We start from the raw sequence: 20,250 nt of genomic DNA, 5'->3' as shown, positions 1-20,250 counted from the left end.
GGGGGGCGTCCCCACTGATGGTTAGCGAAATTATCAGGGTGGTGGCGTCCGTTATCCCCACTTTTTCATTTCATTATTCTAAGTCATGGGGGGATTACGGACATTTGTTCACCGTGATAAAATTATATTTCTCTTAAAACATTTTTTCCACAAAAAATAACCTGCCACGAAAAAACAGGTTATACTTCATTGCTATTTCTTTGTCTCATTTTTTCTTTCAAGGCATTGATTTCGCCACCAACAATAATAATAATTCCAGATAAGTAAAACCAAATCATTAGAATTATAACCCCGCCAAGGCTGCCATATGTTGCAGAATAGTTCCCCATCTTAGAAACATATAAAGAAAAAGCTAATGAAGTTAACTGCCAAAAAATGGTGCTGAAAAGCGCTCCTATAAAGACATCTTTCACATGTACTTTTTTACTTGGTGCCAGCAAATATAAAGTGATCAATACAATGAAAAAGATAACAGAAGATATCACCCATCGAAGGGCATTCCACCACTGTAAAAAAGTTTCCGATAAACCAAATATCGAAAATAACGAAACGCCAATGGCGCGACCAAAAATCGGTAATAAAAAGGCGATAATGATGACTAGCAACATCGCAAAAGTTAACACAATCGAAACGACTCTTACCCTTATAAAAGAACGCTCCTCATCAATATTATAAGCTCTATTAAAAGAACGGATAATGGCATTGATGCCAATTGAAGCAGACCATAATGTTCCTATAATACCTACTGACAACAATCCACCATTACGATTATCAATAATTGCCGTCACATTATTCTCTATTAAATGCGTTATCTCTTGTGGTGCATAAGTCGAAATAAACTGAATAAAATCAATTTGTTGAAAAGGTAAGTATCCCACTAATGTAACTAAAAAAATTATAAATGGAAATAAAGATAATACGAAAAAATAAGACAATTGTGCCGCTAAACCAGCTATATCATCATCTGCAAATCGTTTCATCAGCTGCTTCATAAAAGAAACTGCTGGTATATCCACCCATTTCCTCTTACTCATTTATTCCTCTTTATTACCTTTTTTATTTGATATTTCTTGCACTTGATTTAAAAATTCTAAAGCTTGTGATAATCGATCAGAAAATTGATTAGACACTTTTCCATATCCTTCGTTCAATTGATGTACAGCTTCAGCAGGGTGTTTGATGTAGTATACGGCCTCTTGTCTAGATTGATTTAGCTGGTTCGTTACGAATCTCCTTGTGTTTCGGTCAAATAGTGTTAAAGCTCCACCTACAATTGCACCTACTACCATTCCTTTTACTAAAGTTTGTTTTCCCATTGATTACCAGCCCTTCTTTATCATTTTTTTTCCTTAAAATGTTTACTTACCAAATAATCGTACAGTTTTTCGCATCCTTTTTGTACAAGTTCATATGTGTAATCAAAATTTTTAGTGAAATATGGGTCCGGTACATTTTTTTCCTTCGCATCCTCTACAAAATCCATAAGCTTTCTTATTTCTGCTCCATGGGTAACGGTTGATAATGCATATAAATCATCCATGTTTTGTTGATCCATTGCTATAATATAATCAAACTTGTCTAAATCCTTAGGGTCTATCCGCCTCGCTTTTTGCCCTTCATAAGAAATATTCAAGCTCTCTAATTTCTTTCTTGTCCCCTTATGCGGAGGGTTTCCAATGTGCCAGCTTCCCATCCCTGCAGAGTCGATATGGAACTGTCTCTGCAATCCTTTTTCTTGCACAATGTGACGAAAAACAGCTTCCGCCATTGGGGAACGGCAGATATTCCCTAAACAAATAAATAATACATTAATCATATAATACCACCTTTATTCAAAAGTTAATCCTTTTCAAAAACTGTTTTCTAAAAGCTTGTTTAGCTATTAAGATAAAATGAAGATTTGTTTAGCAGTTACAATATGCTGTGGCAACATGACTTTCAACCATTCTTTCTTGGGTAAGTGCTAGTTCAGCACAGCGGAAAAATACACCCTACCGTCGCCCGCGGAAAGCGAAGTGTATTTCTGGAGCGGTAACTAAACGCTCACTCCACAGTGCTTATTTTTGTTTAACTACGGTGAAGATGCAACAGAGTATGCAAAATAGTCTTTGAAGCCTGTAACAGATACTAACGGTAACCAGTATACAGGAAAAAAAGCCTATTTGAAAAGTTTTCCTGTTAAAACAAACGGTGTATTTTGTGGCTGTATTTACGGTAAGCATTGGTGTTCTTAATTTTTCGTTTTTCTAATACCATTTTTAGCTCCAACTCTTTTTCCGTTAATCTTTTTTCTAATGATTGTTTCTTTTCATCCGACTCGCACGCTCGAATCATATCCTTTATATTAATCATTTGCTTATTTAACTTCACCTCTTCAGGTAAATAGCCACTGTTTTTCATCATATGATAGCTCATACGCATATCTTCCGGAACACGTGAGAGATCTTCTAATTTCTGCGGCTTCCCGTTACCTTCTAAATGATCAAAATCTCCATCTTCGATCGCTTTCTTAATTTTTTCCTCAGCGAGCTGTGTGAATAAATCCAATGTAATCACCCTAATTTTTCTATTCGTTTACTTAATGTTGCTTTTACATTAGATGCAAGTCCAGCAAGGCTTTTGTAATACATCATCCGCTCCTTATTTTTCCTATCATGAAATAAACAATCAAATACGTCAAAAGGCGTTACTTGATGATCCTCTGTCGTTAGTTTTTTCAAACTGTCTTCAGAGTTAACCTTCCCTTCTTCTAATACCCTAAAATAAAAGCCACTATACCCTGTTTGAGTGACGACACTTGGCATATCTTTTATTTGATGATACTCCGCAATTTTATAACATGGCTGTCTAGGCTGGGAAACTTGCACTACAGCTTCGCCTAATTGAAAAGTATCGCCAATATATATATCTTTCTCTGTTAATTCTTTAATGGTTATATTCTCTCCAAAAGCCGGGATAGAAAAAGTCTGCTTATATAACTTTTCCCAATAAGGGTAATGACCATACGGATACATAAGGAGTGCTTTTTCTTCTCCACCATGATTTTTTAAATCTGCTTGCCCATCTTCTACAAAGCCTGTTTTGGTAAGAAAACAGGCTTCATTAGTTGGTTTTTTGACAAAACCTGTTTTAATCTCTCTATCTCCAAAGATATATGTATCTGGTTTTCCAACATTTAAGGAAACTATCTCTTCATACATTTTATGATATCCCCCTAGCCAAATCCTTATTATTTTAATTATACAAAATTATAAAAGAAATTTTAATCAAATACATCTATGCAGATGTTTTTATAGATGTTAAAATGGCATCTGCAAAATTTTTGATACGAATCGAGGAGGGTGTCCACATGCACGTAGGAAGTAAAGGCTGGTATGTTGAAGAGTTAAAAAAACAAGGCGTGCGTCGTCTTGAAGGTAGAAAAATTGAATCCTATAAAGCACACGTCCTTGCTAATTTATTAGATGAAAATAAATAAATTGTTAAAACAGGTCTTTTTGGCCTGTTTTTATTTTTGTATCCATACTCCCTTTTACAACATTTTCCTTGTGTTTAACCCTCATAAATTATGTTCAAGTATAGAATAATTATAAAGTAGAGCTATAAGAATGCCAACTATTGGAGGGGACAACATGTTAAAAAATACAGAGATCGGCATTGATTTAGGGACAGCTAACATTTTAATATATACAAAAACAAAAGGCATTATTTTAAACGAACCTGCTGTTGTGGCGGTTGACATAAAAACAAATAACGTAATAGCGGTCGGAGATGAAGCGAAAAGTATGATCGGTAAAACCCCGAAAAATATTGTACCGATTCGCCCGCTAAAAGATGGTGTTATTGCAGATTTTGATACGACAAGCCAAATGTTAAAGGCTTTCTTAAAGAAGGTTAGCAAAATCGCAGGTGTATCCATGAGAAAACCGAGTGTGGTGGTTTGTACACCAACAGGCAGTACTTCTGTTGAAAGACGAGCTATTGACAATGCGGTCAAAAGCTTTGGTGCGAAAGAAGTGCATTTAATTGAGGAACCTGTTGCAGCAGCCATTGGAGCTGATTTGCCTGTTTCAGAACCACAAGCTAGTATGATTGTTGATATTGGTGGTGGTACTAGCGAAGTTGGCATCATTTCCTTTGGCGGTATAGTCGCTAGTGAGTCCGTACGTGTGGGTGGAGATCACATTGATGAAGAAATCATTCATTATATCAAGAAAAATTATAATGTACTTATTGGGGAAAGCACAGCAGAACAAATAAAAATGGAGATTGGTTATGCCCTGATCGATCATGATGAGGAAGAGATGGATATCCGAGGAAGAGACCTCGTTACAGGCTTACCAAAAGTAATTACCATTCGTTCCACAGAAGTACAATACGCCATTAAGGAAGTATTGGAAACCATTATGAATTCTATCAAAAATACGTTAGAAAAATGCCCGCCAGAACTTAGCGGGGATATAGTCGATCAAGGAATCACGCTAACTGGAGGCGGCGCCTTATTAAAAGGAATGCATGAATGGCTATCAATTGAAGTCAATGTACCGGTTCATATAGCTCCAAATCCGTTAGAGTCTGTTGCCATTGGGACAGGCCGTTCTTTAAAGATGATTCAAAAGTTACAAAAAGCGGTGAAATAAAAAAGGGTATTGAGGGTAATAATATCACCTATTCCTTTAAGATTAGTGTTACCGTTACGGAAATATACTTCGCTTCCGCGGGCAACGCTTCAGCTTCCTCGGTGCAAGGGAGCAAAGATGTTATTTCAAGTAGCCTCTGGCTGAGGTGTTGCCCCTGGAAAGCGAGTGTTTTTCCGTAGCGTGGTTTAGCACTTATCGTAAGACGAGTGGGAGGAAAACTATCCAAAGTAACTGCGCAATTTATAGCTATTGGCAATGAGATTTTTTAAAAAGCAATAATCTTTTCTAAAAAACCACGGAGTTTCATCTCCGTGGTTTTTTCATATATTATTCAAAATGAACAAAGAAAGTGGCGGGTCCTGTTGGCTGCTGGCTACCTCCAAGGGGTTCAATGCTTCCTTTTAATAATTTATATTGGGACAAGTCATCAAAGCGATATAACACTCTTGTCACACCATCCTCTACAATTAACAGTTCCCCTTCCATCCGATCATTTTTGTCCATAATCCATAACTGATGATCATTCGTCTCTAGACTGGTTAATCCTTCCACCTCTAATAAAACTTCATCCGTTTGACTGTTCACCCATACCTTTCCATCGACATTATCATATTCTCGGTTAGAATTTAGCTCGTGCTCTTCCACATATGAGCTGTTTACGAACAAATCATCAGATTGTATTTCTTCATTTTGTAAAATTTCATACCCCGAAGGTTGATAAGTTCTATTTTGAACAATATCATATAAGCCCATTATGAAAACAAATACGATCACGATACTCCCTATTGTAACCAAAGGTTTTGGAACAATTGACAACCTTTTTTTCTTTTGTGATTTGTGCTTTATAGCTTTATCTAAATTCTTTTTCAACTCAGGTGTTGGCGCTAATGCTTCGTCGTGCTCCAGCGTTTCTTTCCAAAATTGATACAGTTCATGACAAGTTTCACAGTGGTCCATATGCTGTTTGACTTGGCGGTTTGCTCTTTCACCTGAGTTCCCTTCTATATAATCGATGATTGCCTCTTCTGTTAAATGATGTTTTTGCACCATCTACTTGTCACCTCCATTTGATCCGATCCAACGTAATAACGATTTTTGTTTACGTAAATGCTGTAATCCATATCGGACAAATGATTTCACCGAGCCTAGCGGACGATCCATTTTTAATGCAATCTCTCTTTGAGTGAAGTGCTCAAAATACATATAATAGATCGCTTGTTGCTGTTCCTCTGGCAATAGCTTTAATGCTGCACGTAACTCGTTTGACTCCATGCTTTTTAACACAAATTCGTCAGCTGCAGGACTGCTATTTGTCAAGATATCTTCTAGCTTATTTGCTAATACATCTGATTTTTTTCTTAGTCGATCGATTGCACGACTTCTTGTCTTTACAGCAATCCAAGCTTTTACACTACCTCGCTTGTCATTAAATTGATGTGGTTTTTGATAAATTTCAAGAAAAACATCGTGGCAAATATCTTCTGCTTCCTCTCGATTAGATAGTATTTTCAAAGCAATTTGGAAAACATACCGATGAAATTTTTGATAAAACAAATCGAAGGCATGTTTATGACCATCTGCCATTTGCTTTAATAACAAATGCTCATCCAACATGATCACCTCTTTTTTCTTCTGTTTAACTCTATTTTATAAATTTTTTTTAAAAAAACAAATCCAAAATGGAACCTTCCTCGTATCACTCTATGAAAAAATTAGATAGGGGGAAAATCCAATGTTTCGCAAATTCACTTCTCTTACACTCACATTATTATTACTAGTATCTTTTTTCTTTACTGGAAATGGGGTAAAAGCTGCAGGTGGGTTAACGCTTTTCACACCTTATAGCGGACTTTCTGTTACTCCTGGAGAAACCCTAACCTATGACGTTACAGTGATAAACAGTAATTCATCCATTAACAATGTCACATTTGATGTAGAAGGACTTCCTGAAGGCTGGGATTATACGATCTCTGCAAGCGGCAATGACATTCGCCAACTGTCGATTAGAGAAAATAGTGAAGAAAATATTCGATTTGAAATTAATGTACCTCTGGAGGTAGAAAAAGCAGATTACTCATTCCAATTAATTGCAGATGGCTCTGGTAATGCTTATGCTGAGTTACCGTTTCTCACAACAGTATCGGAGGAAGGGACATTTCAATCTGAGTTATCAGTAGAGCAGGCCAATTTAGAAGGTCATGCTGATGCGACCTTTTCCTATTCTGCTACGTTAAGAAACCGTACAGCTGACCAACAAACATACGCCTTAAGTGCTGGAGCACAAGAAGGGTGGGGCGTTCAATTTAAAGCAGATGGAAATAATGTAACATCTGTCACGATTGAACCTGGTGCAACGAAAGATATATCCATTGATCTGACACCGCCTAACAATATTCAGGCAGATACGTATTCTATTCCGATTCAGGCATCCACCAATTCTACCTCTGCAGAGGCTAATTTAGAAGCGGTGATCACTGGATCTTACGGTGTGAGCATATCTACACCTGAAGGCAATCTAAGCACAGATATTACAGCAGGTAAAGAGCGTACAGTAGATCTTGTTGTAGAGAATACGGGTACTGCCACTTTAAATGATATTTCGATTAGTGCCTCCACACCGCCAAATTGGAATGCTGAATTTGACAGTAATTCTTTAGCAACTTTAGAAGCAGGTGATTCCAAAATGGTCAAAGCAACTCTTACTGCACCGGATGATGCCATTGCTGGTGATTATGTCACAACATTTACAGCGGAAACAGCAGAAGCTTCCTCTGATGCAAACTTTCGTGTATCTGTAGAAACATCCACATGGTGGGGAATCATCGGTATTGTGATTATTTTAATTGTGATAGGCGGACTCTACTATATTTTTAGAACATATGGGAGGAGATAATGATGACAGCACCGATCATCGAACTGGAGCAAATTTCAAAAAAATATGATGATCAATTTGCCGTCGATCATCTCTCCTTAACCATCCAAAAAGGAGAAATATTTGGTTTATTAGGACCAAACGGGGCAGGGAAATCAACCACTATTCTGATGATGCTTGGTTTAAGTGAGCCAACAAGTGGATTAGTTCGAGTATGTCATATGAATTCCACGACTCATCCTCTGGATGTAAAAAAGAGAGTCGGTTATTTGCCAGATGATCTAGGCTTTTATGAGCAGATGACTGGGTACGAAAATTTACTTTTCACAGCAAGTCTAAACTCTATTCCCAGAAGAATTGCAGAAGAGCGTGCAGCTGATTTACTAACAAAGGTAGGGTTAACAGAATCTGCTAACAAAAAGGCTGGTAAGTATTCTCGAGGTATGCGGCAACGCTTGGGGCTTGCCGATGTATTAATGAAAGATCCTGAAGTGATTATCCTGGATGAGCCTACTCTCGGGATTGATCCAGAAGGTGTGCGAGAGCTGTTACAACTGATCAAAAGACTGAATAAGGAAGATGGCATAACCGTTTTGCTTTCTTCACACCAACTTCATCAAGTGCAGCAAATTTGTGATCGAGTCGGCATTTTTGTCAAAGGGAAATTATTAGCTGAAGGTGATGTACAAAGTCTCGCTACACAACTATTTTCTGAAAACAACTATGTGATAAATGTAAAAGCTGATCCCATTGAAAATTCATTGTTAGAGGAGCTAAAGCAATTGAATGGTGTTCATCACATTTATGCTCAAAATAATAGTATGGAAATTCACGGAAGTCGCGATGTCACAGATCAAATTGCTGAAACGGTGATAGAAAACCAGGCGTCTTTGTTACATTTACAAAAGAAAGATTACGGGTTAGATGAAATCTATCATCGCTATTTTGAAGGTGGTGAAGAACATGCGACAAGCCATTAAAAATCCATTTAAAAGCATCAGCCTGCTTAGGAGAGAGGCAGTACATGAAAAAACGGATCAAATGTATGCATTCAGAGCAATGGTGAGAAAAGAATTTACGGATTATATTACAAGCTGGCGAATTATTATCTTGCTTGTTCTTATTTTATTAACATGTGTCGGATCACTTTATACAGCGATCACCACGATACAAGATGCCATAGACCAAAACGAGAATGCCTCACAAATAGCGAAGGATTCGTTTCTCTTCTTAAAACTTTTTACTATTTCTGATGGCACTTTACCATCCTTCATCACATTTGTTAGCTTTTTAGGCCCACTTTTAGGTGTTGCTTTAGGTTTTGACGCTATCAATTCTGAACGTAATAAAGGAACGTTAAGCCGATTAATGTCACAACCAATTCCGAGAGATTATGTATTAAATGCTAAATTTACTGCAGCATTATTATTAAATACGGTTCTTTTCTTTTCATTAGGACTGCTAGTTATGTCGCTTGGCATACTTATCTTAGGAATTCCGCCAACGGGAGAAGAATTTCTTCGTATCTTCTGTTTTTTGGTACTATGCATCGCTTATATTGCCTTCTGGCTGAATCTCGGTATACTATTTTCGGTTAGATTTAAACAACCAGCGACATCTGCATTAGCTGCAATTGCTATTTGGTTGTTTTTTAATTTATTTTACAATATGATTGTTCAACTGTTAGCCAAAACAATCTTAAATCCTGCTAACATTACGAGTACAGCAGATGCTGTTAGCAAGCAAGGATTAGTACTTAACTTGATGCGTTTATCACCAAACTATTTATTTACGGAATCAACGAATACCCTGTTATCTCCTACCGTTCGAACACTTGGACCTTTAACTGTCGAACAATCTGCTGGTGCTATCGCAGGGCCACTTCCGTTAAGTCAAAGCCTTATTTTAATATGGCCGCAACTAACTGGATTGATTGCTTCAACATTTATTTGTTTTGCAATCTCCTATCTATTATTTATGCGCCAAGAAATCAGATCAAAATAAGTCAGTGAGAAGAAGCTCACTGACTTTTTTGTCATTTAATTAACTGGTTTAACTTTTCATTATTTATCGGTCTATTCTTTTTCATTCCTCTTCCATCCTATGTAAAAACGTGTTATCATCCCTCATATTGGAGGTGAGCACGTGAAGGCTTATATTCTACTCATTTTTACAGCGATGTTTTTTGCAGGAAATTTAATTGTCGGTAAACCTGTTACACAGGAGATTCCGCCTATTACATTATCCTTTTGCCGATATATGATTGCCTTTTTTGTTATTTTACCAGTTGGTTATTTTGAATGGAAACGAAATAAGTCACTATGGAAAAGAGAATGGAAAGCTATTCTATCCCTTTCTATTACGGGTTTGGTCTTATTTAACATATGTGTGTATTCAGCCTTGCAATATACCACGTCCATTAATGCAGGTATCGTAGAAGCTTCTACACCAATTTTCACTTTAGTTCTAAGCTTTCTATTATTTAAGGAAAGATTTAATAAAAAGCAGCTTCTAGGTGTGTTTATTTCCTTATTTGGGGTCTGTATAGTTATCACGAAAGGTTCACTTGAAATAATATTGGGGTTACAATTTAACATTGGTGACCTCATTATGTTATTAGCTATGATTACGTGGGCTGTATATTCCATGTTTATTAAACAACATATGTGGAAGTTCCCAGCATATGGAGCTTTGCTAGTTATGTCAGCTGTATCTATTATAATCTTCATCCCATTATTAGGAGTAGAAGCTGGGGATATAGCCCAAATAGAGTGGTCCTGGAAAGTGATAGCAGGTTTGCTATACCTAGGTATCTTCCCATCTTTAGTCGCTTTAATAGCATTTAATAAAGGGGTGCAAGAAATCGGGCCATCAAGGGCATCGATTTTTCTCAATTTAATTCCAGTATTTACAATGATTGGAGCCATCTTATTTTTAGGAGAAAAACTGCAGCTCATTCAACTAGCCGGTGCCATTCTGGTTATTTCAGGAGTGCTCATTACAAACCACAATAAGAAAAAAACGGCATAAACCAAATGAGACTTACCCGCCCCTATAAAAAAGTAATCGTTATTGCGGGCTTCCTCAAATTAACAAACCCACTACCTTTAGTTAGGTAGTGGGTTTGTTCAAGACTCATCAAATGTCCATTCGGCTAAAGTATCTATGGCATAAGTGGGTTGGGTTTCAATATCTTTTAAGTCTCCTTTTGTTGTAACTCCTGTGTGAACAAGCAATGAATCCAGACCAGCATTTATACCTGCTAAAATATCTGTTGCATAATTGTCTCCTACCATCAATGTATCTTGCTTACTCGTACCTAACACTTCTAAAGCTTGTTCTACAATGATAGATTCAGGTTTACCGATAAACTTCGGCTCTACACCAGTTGAGACAGATAAAACTGAAATTAAGGATCCTGCACCAGGTAAAAACCCCCTCTCAGTCGGCAAGGCTACATCACTATTGGTTGCGACAAATTTTGCACCCGCACGAATATTTAAAGCCCCTACTGCTAATTTTTCATAATTAATCGTTTTATCTAAACCCATCACTACAAAGTCGGCATTGTCTTCTACAATATTCAAACCACATTCTTCTAATGCCATATATAGCCCTTCTTCCCCTATCGGGTAAACTTTGGCATCTTCTTTTTGTTCTTTTATGTATCTTGCTGTCGCCATGCTAGTTGTAAATACATGTTCTGGTGTACTGGGAACCCCCATGTTGGATAACTTTTCTGAAACATCTTTTGGATGCTTGGTTGAGTTGTTTGTTAAAAATAGATATGGCAATTGACGGCGTTCTAACTCTTTAACAAATTGAATAGCTTCATCAATTTTTTCTGTTCCTCTATACATCGTTCCATCTAAATCAATTAAAAAACCTTTATAATTTCCCATAATTTCCTCCTAAATTTTTAGAAAATTCCATGTATTTTATTTGTCATTTTTTCAATAAATGATAGTATATAATATATGAAGTAACGTCACGACACTTAAATTATGTTATCATGTAATATAATGTTACATGAATGTTCACACATGTTAGTATAACATAGTACCCTATATTAGACACACGTCGTTACATGATTATAGCATATGACATCGAACATATGCGTATCATTCAGTCAATAACAAAAAGTAGAAAGGTAGTTAAAGTCAATGACAACGAATAATCCAAAAGCAGTAATTGTGATTTTTGGGGCAACAGGTGATCTTGCAAACAGAAAACTATACCCTTCCATTTATCGATTGTATCGAAATGGAAAGTTATCTGATAACTTCGCAGTAATTGGTGTGGCAAGACGTCCACTTACTAATGAAGATTTCCGTAATAATGTTAAAAAATCAATTAGTGGATTTGATGACGAAAATATTGATCCAGATAAATTTGCTAGTCACTTCCATTATAATCCTTTTGATATCCAGGACTTGGAGCATTATCAAAAGCTGGAGAATCTAATGAACGAGTTAGATGAGAAACATCAAACAGAAGGAAATCGTTTATTCTACTTCTCTATGGCGCCTAATTTCTTCGGAACATTAGCTGCCAACTTGAAATCTGAAGGGTTAACCACTGCAAAAGGTTGGACTCGACTAGTAATAGAGAAGCCGTTTGGCCATGATTATGAGTCAGCCAAAGAATTAAATGATCAAATTCGTGAAGCCTTTACCGAGGACCAAATTTACCGTATTGATCACTACCTTGGTAAGGAAATGGTTCAAAACATTGAAGTAATTCGCTTTGCTAATGCATTATTTGAACCTTTGTGGAGCAACCAATACATTTCAAATATTCAAATTACATCCAGTGAGGTACTTGGTGTTGAAGAACGTGGCCGTTATTATGACGGTGCTGGTGCTTTAAAAGATATGATGCAAAATCATATGCTGCAAATGCTTGCACTAATAGCAATGGATCCGCCAATCAAGTTAACACCTGAAGAAATACGCAGTGAAAAAGTAAAAGTACTTCGAGCATTACGTTTCTTTAATGAGGATGAGGTGGAAGATTATCTTGTACGCGGACAATACGATAGAGGTATTGTTGACGGGGAAGAACTTCCATCGTATCGAGAAGGAAATGGAGTAGATCCTGAATCTAATACCGATACATTTGTCGCAGCGAAGCTCTTGATTGATAATTTCCGATGGGCCGGTGTTCCATTCTATCTTCGTACAGGGAAACGTATGAAGAAAAAATCCACAGAAATCGTGGTAGAATTTAAAGATTTACCGATGAACTTATATTATGGTAAAGAGCATGATACACAATCTAATTTACTTGTTATTCATGTTCAACCAGATGAAGGTATTACTTTACATGTCAATGCGAAAAAAGGTGATTACAGTGCATCATCTACACCAATCACTTTAAGTTATGACAATAATTCTCAAGATAAGATGAATACACCAGAAGCATATGAGATTTTACTTCATGATTGTATGCGTGGAGATTCCACAAACTTTACACACTGGGATGAAGTGGCTTTATCTTGGAAGTTCATCGATGTTATTGCTAATGCATGGTCTAAGAAAAAGGCAGACTTTCCAAATTATGAGTCAGGCTCGAATGGCCCGAAAGAGGCAGATGATTTACTTGAACAAGACGGATTTTCTTGGTGGGAAGTTTAATACAATAAAGCAATCAATCAGGGGCCCCTGGTTGGTTGCTTTTTTACTAATGTCTAAGGAGGATTTTTATGAAACTGTATGATATATCGATGCCGATTCACCCAAATATGCAATCATGGGAAGATATTCAAGCCAATAAACCGATTTTTGATACAGATACTAATGCACATGTTACCAGTACAACTATGACGTTGAATCTGCATACTGGGACACATATCGATGCACCACTTCATATGATTAATGATGCGGATACTTTCGAAACTATTTCAATAGAAAAACTTGTAAGACAGGTGAAAGTAGTGGATGTAACAGAGGTGCAAGATGGTATTACTAGCAAGGATTTGGAAGCGTATTCTATAAATGAAAATGACTTTCTCTTATTGAAAACGAAAAACTCTTATCATTCAAGTGAATCATTTGATTTTGATTTCATCTATTTAACGGAAGATGGTGCTGATTATTTGATTGAAAGAGAAATTGCTGGAGTTGGGATTGATACGTTAGGTATCGAACGCAGTCAAGAGGGAAATCCGACTCATCGTAAAATCTTCCGGCAACAGATCATTATCATGGAAGGATTAAGGTTAGCAGAAGTCGAAGCAGGAGAATATTTCATGGTTGCTGCGCCTTTACATATGGTCGGTACAGAAGCTGCACCAGCTCGTGTACTGTTGTTTGAAGAAAAACCGTTTTAGGGGGAAACCGAGCAAAACCTGTCCAGCTTAAACCAATGTTTCCCTATTCATAGTGTCATAATAGAACAAAACTGCGACATAGTGAAAATTTGTCTTGGTGTAGCTCCCTTCTATTCTAATTTGAGATGTGTGCTATCATTCGCTTCGGCAGAATACTTCGCTTTCCGTGGGCTCGGCCTCAGCTAACTTGGTAAAGAAAACCTCTTTACCAAGTGGATCTTCAGGTCTCGCTGTCCCACAGGAGTCTCCGTATTCTGCCTACGCTAATAAAGGTGTTCTACCTTTTGGAAGAATAGATCCATCGAAATTCATTTCTTAGTGCTTTTTCTTTCTTCAATCAGAACCACACAAAGCGGAGGCAAGATACGTAAACTTCTAAGCCGCAGACCCCGTGATGTACCTGCGTCTTCTAGTATCGCTTCGAAGTAGGTTTCCTCGGTGCAGCAGGGGGCAAAGAAGTTATTTCGAGTAGTCCCCTGGCTAAGGCCATGCCCGTCCGTGGAAAGCGAAGTATCTTGCCACAGCGTTGCCTAGCCCCCACCTTTATCCAGAACGGAAGAAAGCAAATCCATAAAAGAGTTATGTCACAGTTTATGAATATTACGAAAGCTTTGGATTCTTTCTTCTCTCATAAGATATTGGTTTTCCTATCCTATAAGCTGTTTATTTATAAATGGTGATGATATAAAAAACCTCCTGCTTGAATGCAGGAGGTTTTTGTTCCTTATATTAGTCTAACCATTCTGTGTGGAACACGCCTTCTTTGTCATTACGTTGATACGTGTGTGCTCCAAAGTAGTCACGCTGTGCTTGAAGTAAGTTTGCTGGTAATGTTTCTGTACGGTAGCTATCATAGTAAGCTAATGCACTTGCAAAACCAGGTACTGGGATACCACGTTCCATTGCAAGAGATAATACCTTACGCAATGAAGTCTGATAGCTTTCTACAATTTCTTTAAAGTAAGGATCCAACAATAAGTTAGCAAGCGCAGGATCACGGTCATAAGCTTCTTTAATTTTTTGCAAGAATTGCGCACGGATGATACAACCGCCACGGAAGATCATGGAAATATCACCATAGCGAAGGTTCCAATCATTCTCTTCAGAAGCTGCACGCATTTGTGCGAAACCTTGTGCATAAGAAACGATTTTACTCATATAAAGAGCTTTACGGATAGCTTCGATAAGCTCATCTTTGTCGCCTTCATACGGTGTTTCTTGTGCAGATGGACCTTGTAATACTTTGCTTGCGTGGACACGCTCTTCCTTCATCGCAGAGATGAAACGTGCAAAAACAGATTCTGTAATTACCGGTAATGGTACACCTAAATCAAGAGAACTTTGGCTTGTCCATTTACCTGTACCTTTTTGACCAGCTGTATCAAGAATCACATCTACCATTGGCTTACCTGTTTCATCATCTTTCTTCTTGAAGATATCTGCTGTAATTTCGATAAGGTAGCTGTCTAGCTCTCCTTGATTCCAGTCTGCAAATACTTCATGAAGCTCTTCTGCACTTAATCCTAGAACATGCTTCATAATGAAGTATGCTTCACAAATTAACTGCATGTCACCATATTCAATACCATTGTGCACCATTTTCACATAGTGACCGGCACCATTTGGTCCAATATACGTCACACAAGGGTCACCTTCGACTTTTGCAGAGATTGCTTCAAAAATAGGCGCTACTTTATCGTATGCTTCTTTTTGACCTCCAGGCATGATGGAAGGACCGTTAAGTGCACCTTCTTCTCCACCAGATACACCAGTACCGATAAAGTGGATACCAGATTCATCCAGCTCTGCATTACGACGCATTGTATCTTTAAAGAAGGTGTTACCACCATCAATCACAATATCTCCTTCGTCAAGGAGGGGTTTTAAAGATGCAATCGTTGCATCTGTCGCTGGACCTGCTTTTACCATTAACATAATTTTACGTGGTTTTTCTAGAGAATCCACAAATTCCTCTATTGTTTTCGCTCCAACGAAATTTTTTCCATTTGCTTCGTTGTTTAAGAAATCTTCTGTTTTCTCAAACGTTCTATTAAATACAGATACAGAGTAACCTCTGCTTTCAACGTTTAAAGCGAGGTTTTTTCCCATTACAGCAAGTCCGATAACTCCAAATTGTTGTTTTGCCATGCTAATATTTCGCTCCTTTTTCATATTAACTAGTGTTAAGCTAGTCGCTAAAATAAATATGTATCCCCCACTTGTCTATTTTACCATGAAATTGGAGGAAGATGTAGATAACATTTAAATAATTACTCCACCTTATAATTTATTACATCCTATAAACATCTTCAAGTAATAGCTCTTTTTTTTTCAGAAATTTCTCACAGTACCCATTTTTCTATTGCTTTAGCTACTCCATCTTCACGATTGGATGCAGTAACCCAGTTTGATGCCTTTTTCACTTCATCCTGTGCATTGCCCATAGCAATACCTAAACCAGCTTTCTTTATCATTTTTATGTCATTTAAACTATCTCCTACAGCCATGACTTGATCCATTTTTAATCCTAATCGGTCTGCCACTATTTCAATGGCTGCTGCTTTATTCACTCCTAGTGCATTGACTTCGATATTAGTAAGACTGGAATTACTCCATTCCACCTCTCCCCATTCCTCAATGGTTCGAATAATCTCTTCTTTTACTTCATGATTATCTGTATCAAAGCCAAATTTTAACCATTGATGTGCATCAATATCTGTGGGTACTTCTCCTCTCCATACTTGATCAACCGAAGCAAGCCATGCCCATGTTTGATGCTTCTCTTTTAATTCTACTAATTTGGAGACAATCGCTGCATCGAGATGCTGTCTTGAGATAAGTTCACCTGAAAGTGTCCAAACTTCACTGCCATTTACCGTGACTAAATAATGAATATCTAACTCTTTCGCTACAGGAGCACTTGTACGATAATGACGTCCTGTTGAAATTATAACCTCTACCCCTTTATCACGAGCTTTTTTAATCGCATCTTTACATGCTTGCGTTACCTCATCCTGTTCATTTAGCAAAGTACCATCCATATCTAACGCAATTAATCGAATATCTTTATCCATATAAAGCTCCTCTCTACGCTTATCTTCTTATATTTTATTCGAAGTTACCATATTTCGCAAAAGCGCCCCATTGGATTTCCCGTGGATATAATGGACAGCCTATGATCAGATGCAAAAACGAGCAGTTGTTACCATAGTTGGAAAAGACCAAGGTGTAGATGTGGACGTATCCCAGCTCCAATTCAATCATTAACAAACTAGTCGTAAATTGTCGGATTTGTCAGAAAAATGGGATGATTGCAACTTTTTGATATTCCATTGACTCGAAGTTTGGGAAGTGCTATGATATTTTCATTCAAATCAATATAAAACTCTTATTAAGAGAGGTGGAGGGACTGGCCCTATGAAGCCCAGCAACCGTCAGTTCAGTCTGATAGGTGCTAATTCCATCAAAACATTATGTTTTGAAAGATAAGAGGGCATTCCTTTACATTTCAATCCTTTCTGCCCTCTTGTGCAGAAAGGATTTTTTAGTTGGGAATTACTATGAAAAAGAAAGGAGTGGGACTCGTTGCTAAATATTAAAAATCTATCGAAAATATATCAATCGAATAAAAAGAAAGTGCAAGCAGTCGATAATGTTTCACTTCAAATAGATAAAGGCGAAATCTTCGGTGTCATTGGATATAGCGGTGCAGGTAAAAGTACATTTGTACGTTTAATCAATCGGTTAGAAGAACCAACCGAAGGATCCATTACCATACACGATCAAGACATCACCAATATGCCTCAGCACTTGCTTCGTACAAAACGTCAAAAAATAGGCATGATTTTTCAACATTTTAATTTATTATGGTCTAGAACCGTTTTAGAAAATATCAGTTTTCCATTGGAGATTGCAGGTATTTCTAGAAAGGAAAGGAAGGAAAAAGCTCTTGAATTGGTGGAGTTAGTAGGATTAACAGGTAAAGAAGATGCTTATCCTTCCCAATTAAGTGGAGGGCAAAAGCAGCGTGTTGGTATTGCACGTGCACTTGCAAATGACCCCGAAGTATTGCTTTGTGATGAAGCTACTTCTGCACTAGACCCAGAAACAACAGATGATATCTTAGACTTGCTTGTTTCCATTAATAAAAAGTTAGGATTAACCATTATTTTAATCACTCACGAGATGCATGTCATACAGAAAATATGCCATCGTGTGGCCGTAATGGAGAACGGAAAGGTCGTTGAATTAGGAGATGTGTTAGATGTCTTTGTTAAACCACAATCTCCAACAACTAAACGTTTTGTTCAACAATTAAATCCGCTGGAACATGAAGAAGGAAACTTAACTTCCTTTATCAATGACCGCGAGGATAACGAGGTCGTGAAGCTCCATTTTATTGGAAAAGATGCGAGTCGTGCTCTAATTAGTGAAGTAATAAAGTCCTTTGATATAGAAGTAAATATTTTGCAAGGATCTATTTCACCTACTCAAGAAGGTGCTTATGGTACTCTGTTCATCGAAATACATGCAGAGAAAGATGTTTTAACAAAGGCGATTCATTTTATAGAGGACGCCGGTGTGGAAGTTGAGGTGTTAAAACATGCTTAGCGAATTATTTCCAAATGTTAATATAGAAGACTTATGGGTAGCAACACAAGAAACACTATATATGACAGTTATTGCTGTCATTGGCACTCTTATATTGGGTATTCTTCTTGGACTGCTATTATTTTTAACAGAACGGGGAAACCTATGGGAGAATACCATTCTTAATTTTATTACTGCAACAGTTGTAAATGTATTTCGTGCCATTCCATTCATTATATTAATTTTGCTATTATTCCCTTTTACTGACTTTTTAATTGGGACAATTAGAGGCTGGAAGGCTGCATTGCCTGCCCTTATTATTGGAGCTGCACCTTTCTATGCCCGTTTAGTCGAGATTGGTTTAAAAGAAGTGGATAAAGGGGTTATTGAAGCAGCCAAAGCAATGGGAGCCAAAACAAATACGATTATTTTTAAAGTGTTATTACCAGAATCCATGCCTGCTTTAATTTCTGGTATTACCGTCACAGCGATTGCTTTAATCAGTTATACCGCTATGGCTGGCATTATTGGCGCAGGCGGATTAGGAGACCTTGCCTATATGAAAGGATTCCAACGAAGAGATTTTGACGTAGTGTTAGCTTGTACCATACTTATTATTATTATTGTGTTTATTTTCCAAATAATCGGGGATCTACTATCTAAAGCGATAGATAAAAGATAAATTAAAAATCATTTAAGAAAGGATGATTTATAATGAAAAAATTACTGTTTTTATTTTTAGCAGTGTTTGTTTCGATCGCATTAGTTGCATGTGGCACTGGTGACAATAAAGAAACAGAAGATGCAGACAACGGAGGGGCTGACGAAGAAGCAGCAGATAACAATGCTGAGGATAAGGAGGAAGATGCAGAGGCTGAGCAAGAATTATCAACTATCGTCGTAGGTGCAACAAGTGTGCCTCATGCTGAAGTATTAGAAGAAGCTAAGCCACTTCTAGAGGAAAAAGGTATTGAGATTCAAATTGAAGTATATCAAGATTATGTTCTTCCTAATGAAGATCTAGACAACGGTACTTTGGATGCGAACTATTTCCAACACATTCCTTACCTAACTACACAAATGGATGATATTGGTTATGACTTTGTCAACTTAGGCGGTATCCATATCGAACCAATGGGAATTTATTCTCAAAACATTACATCTATAAGCGAGATTGAAGAAGGTACAGAAGTAATTATGAGTCGTTCTGTTGCAGACCATGGTCGTATCCTATCTTTATTACAAAACCAAGGATTAGTAACGCTTGATGATAGTGTAGATCCAGTAGAAGCAACAGTTGAAGATATTGTTAAAAACCCAAAACATTTAGAATTTGATGCAAGCATTGACGCAGGTTTATTACCTGAGTTTTATGAGCGAGAAGGAGATGCATTAGTAGCAATCAACACTAACTATGCCATCGAAGCAGGACTTGTACCAGCTGACGATGCCTTAATTTTAGAAGGTTCTGAATCACCATACGTAAACGTGATTGCGGCACGCAGCGAAGACGAAGACAACAAAGACTTATTAGCATTAGTAAACGTCCTACGCTCAGAGAAAATCCAAACATTTATTGAAGAAGAATACGAAGGAGCAGTAGTACCTGTATCCGAGTAACACAAAAACCACCCTTTATGGGTGGTTTTCTTTATCCTAAACCCTTTTTTTATTACATAGTTGAAGCAAACTGCGACATAGTGAACAGCAAGACTTCCTCCCATTCTTTCAAAGATGGGTGCTAGTCCAACGCTGCGGAAAAACGCTCCCTTTCCGGGGTAGAGTAGAAAACAGGAATTAAATAGTGCCTTCTTGTC

21 protein-coding genes and 1 riboswitch are annotated in these 20,250 nt (G+C 37.4%); of the genes, 11 read left to right on the top strand and 10 right to left on the bottom strand.

Annotation, left to right across the window (positions count from 1 at the left end):
• Positions 1-179: 179 nt before the first annotated feature.
• From GHD00_RS17645 to GHD00_RS17625, 5 genes are all read right to left on the bottom strand, one after another.
• Positions 180-1,034 (bottom strand): YihY/virulence factor BrkB family protein, encoded by an 855-nt coding sequence (locus GHD00_RS17645; protein ID WP_163539530.1) that lies wholly within the window; start codon positions 1,032-1,034, stop codon positions 180-182.
• Positions 1,035-1,316, bottom strand: a complete 282-nt coding sequence (locus GHD00_RS17640; protein WP_163539529.1) for a YtxH domain-containing protein — start codon at positions 1,314-1,316, stop codon at positions 1,035-1,037.
• A gap of 20 nt (positions 1,317-1,336) precedes the next feature.
• The gene (locus GHD00_RS17635) at positions 1,337-1,816 is read right to left on the bottom strand and encodes a low molecular weight protein-tyrosine-phosphatase (protein WP_163539528.1); all 480 of its coding nucleotides are present in this window, start codon (positions 1,814-1,816) and stop codon (positions 1,337-1,339) included.
• A gap of 362 nt (positions 1,817-2,178) precedes the next feature.
• Entirely contained in the window at positions 2,179-2,556 is a 378-nt protein-coding gene (locus GHD00_RS17630; RefSeq protein ID WP_240468741.1) for a DnaJ family domain-containing protein, read from the bottom strand.
• Positions 2,553-3,200, bottom strand: coding sequence for an MOSC domain-containing protein (locus tag GHD00_RS17625; protein ID WP_163539526.1), 648 nt, complete (start codon positions 3,198-3,200; stop codon positions 2,553-2,555). The genes GHD00_RS17630 and GHD00_RS17625 overlap by 4 nt, the downstream gene beginning before the upstream one ends.
• A 149-nt stretch (positions 3,201-3,349) precedes the next feature.
• On the opposite strand from GHD00_RS17625, the gene GHD00_RS17620 reads away from it, so the two are divergent.
• Entirely contained in the window at positions 3,350-3,478 is a 129-nt protein-coding gene (locus tag GHD00_RS17620) for a YflJ family protein (RefSeq protein WP_163539525.1), read from the top strand.
• 154 nt (positions 3,479-3,632) lie between these two features.
• Positions 3,633-4,640, top strand: a complete 1,008-nt coding sequence (mreBH, locus tag GHD00_RS17615) for a rod-share determining protein MreBH (protein WP_163539524.1) — start codon at positions 3,633-3,635, stop codon at positions 4,638-4,640.
• A 327-nt stretch (positions 4,641-4,967) separates the two neighbouring features.
• On the opposite strand, the gene GHD00_RS17610 is transcribed toward mreBH, so the two are convergent.
• Both GHD00_RS17610 and GHD00_RS17605 read right to left on the bottom strand, forming a co-directional pair.
• A complete protein-coding gene (locus GHD00_RS17610; protein ID WP_163539523.1) occupies positions 4,968-5,690 on the bottom strand; it encodes an anti-sigma factor in 723 nt (240 codons plus the stop codon).
• A complete protein-coding gene (locus GHD00_RS17605; protein WP_163539522.1) occupies positions 5,691-6,254 on the bottom strand; it encodes an RNA polymerase sigma factor in 564 nt (187 codons plus the stop codon).
• 118 nt (positions 6,255-6,372) lie between these two features.
• Here GHD00_RS17605 and GHD00_RS17600 point away from each other — a divergent pair, with 118 nt between their 5' ends.
• The 4 genes from GHD00_RS17600 to GHD00_RS17585 all read left to right on the top strand — a co-directional run bounded on the left by GHD00_RS17600 (position 6,373) and on the right by GHD00_RS17585 (position 10,542).
• A complete protein-coding gene (locus GHD00_RS17600; protein ID WP_163539521.1) occupies positions 6,373-7,533 on the top strand; it encodes a COG1470 family protein in 1,161 nt (386 codons plus the stop codon).
• Positions 7,534-7,535: 2 nt separating this feature from the next.
• Entirely contained in the window at positions 7,536-8,492 is a 957-nt protein-coding gene (locus GHD00_RS17595) for an ABC transporter ATP-binding protein (RefSeq protein ID WP_163539520.1), read from the top strand.
• Positions 8,476-9,516: an ABC transporter permease gene (locus tag GHD00_RS17590; RefSeq protein WP_205600785.1), complete on the top strand. Its 1,041-nt coding sequence runs from the start codon at positions 8,476-8,478 to the stop codon at positions 9,514-9,516. Before GHD00_RS17595 ends, GHD00_RS17590 begins: the two co-directional genes overlap by 17 nt.
• A gap of 141 nt (positions 9,517-9,657) precedes the next feature.
• Entirely contained in the window at positions 9,658-10,542 is an 885-nt protein-coding gene (locus GHD00_RS17585) for a DMT family transporter (RefSeq protein ID WP_163539519.1), read from the top strand.
• A 98-nt stretch (positions 10,543-10,640) separates the two neighbouring features.
• Here the strand turns inward: GHD00_RS17585 and GHD00_RS17580 are convergent, their stop codons facing one another.
• Positions 10,641-11,414, bottom strand: a complete 774-nt coding sequence (locus tag GHD00_RS17580) for a TIGR01457 family HAD-type hydrolase (protein ID WP_163539518.1) — start codon at positions 11,412-11,414, stop codon at positions 10,641-10,643.
• A gap of 261 nt (positions 11,415-11,675) precedes the next feature.
• On the opposite strand from GHD00_RS17580, the gene zwf reads away from it, so the two are divergent.
• Together zwf and GHD00_RS17570 are read left to right on the top strand one after the other, a co-directional pair.
• Positions 11,676-13,148 carry a glucose-6-phosphate dehydrogenase gene (gene zwf, locus GHD00_RS17575; protein WP_163539517.1) on the top strand — a complete coding sequence of 491 codons (1,473 nt, stop codon included), beginning with the start codon at positions 11,676-11,678 and terminating at the stop codon, positions 13,146-13,148.
• 68 nt (positions 13,149-13,216) lie between these two features.
• Positions 13,217-13,843, top strand: a complete 627-nt coding sequence (locus GHD00_RS17570; RefSeq protein ID WP_163539516.1) for a cyclase family protein — start codon at positions 13,217-13,219, stop codon at positions 13,841-13,843.
• 729 nt (positions 13,844-14,572) lie between these two features.
• On the opposite strand, the gene gndA is transcribed toward GHD00_RS17570, so the two are convergent.
• The gene (gene gndA, locus GHD00_RS17565; protein ID WP_163539515.1) at positions 14,573-15,991 is read right to left on the bottom strand and encodes an NADP-dependent phosphogluconate dehydrogenase; all 1,419 of its coding nucleotides are present in this window, start codon (positions 15,989-15,991) and stop codon (positions 14,573-14,575) included.
• 194 nt (positions 15,992-16,185) lie between these two features.
• Complete coding sequence (locus tag GHD00_RS17560) at positions 16,186-16,917, bottom strand: Cof-type HAD-IIB family hydrolase (RefSeq protein WP_163539514.1); 732 nt, start codon at positions 16,915-16,917, stop codon at positions 16,186-16,188.
• Between the two features lie 311 nt (positions 16,918-17,228).
• A riboswitch (SAM riboswitch) is annotated at positions 17,229-17,335 on the top strand.
• Between the two features lie 93 nt (positions 17,336-17,428).
• Between GHD00_RS17560 and GHD00_RS17555 the strand changes: the two genes are divergently transcribed.
• From GHD00_RS17555 to GHD00_RS17545, 3 genes are read left to right on the top strand one after another with little or no spacing between them, the layout of a single operon-like run.
• Positions 17,429-18,454, top strand: coding sequence for a methionine ABC transporter ATP-binding protein (locus GHD00_RS17555; RefSeq protein ID WP_163539513.1), 1,026 nt, complete (start codon positions 17,429-17,431; stop codon positions 18,452-18,454).
• Positions 18,447-19,115 (top strand): methionine ABC transporter permease, encoded by a 669-nt coding sequence (locus GHD00_RS17550; protein ID WP_163539512.1) that lies wholly within the window; start codon positions 18,447-18,449, stop codon positions 19,113-19,115. Before GHD00_RS17555 ends, GHD00_RS17550 begins: the two co-directional genes overlap by 8 nt.
• A gap of 32 nt (positions 19,116-19,147) precedes the next feature.
• Positions 19,148-20,053: a MetQ/NlpA family ABC transporter substrate-binding protein gene (locus tag GHD00_RS17545; RefSeq protein WP_163539511.1), complete on the top strand. Its 906-nt coding sequence runs from the start codon at positions 19,148-19,150 to the stop codon at positions 20,051-20,053.
• The last annotated feature ends 197 nt before the right edge of the window (positions 20,054-20,250 follow it).

The organism is Gracilibacillus sp. YIM 98692 (genome assembly GCF_010993965.1).
Lineage (GTDB): Bacteria > Bacillota > Bacilli > Bacillales > Amphibacillaceae > Gracilibacillus.
Note: the sequence above shows the minus strand (reverse complement) of the source record. Positions and strands in the feature narration are given on the sequence as shown.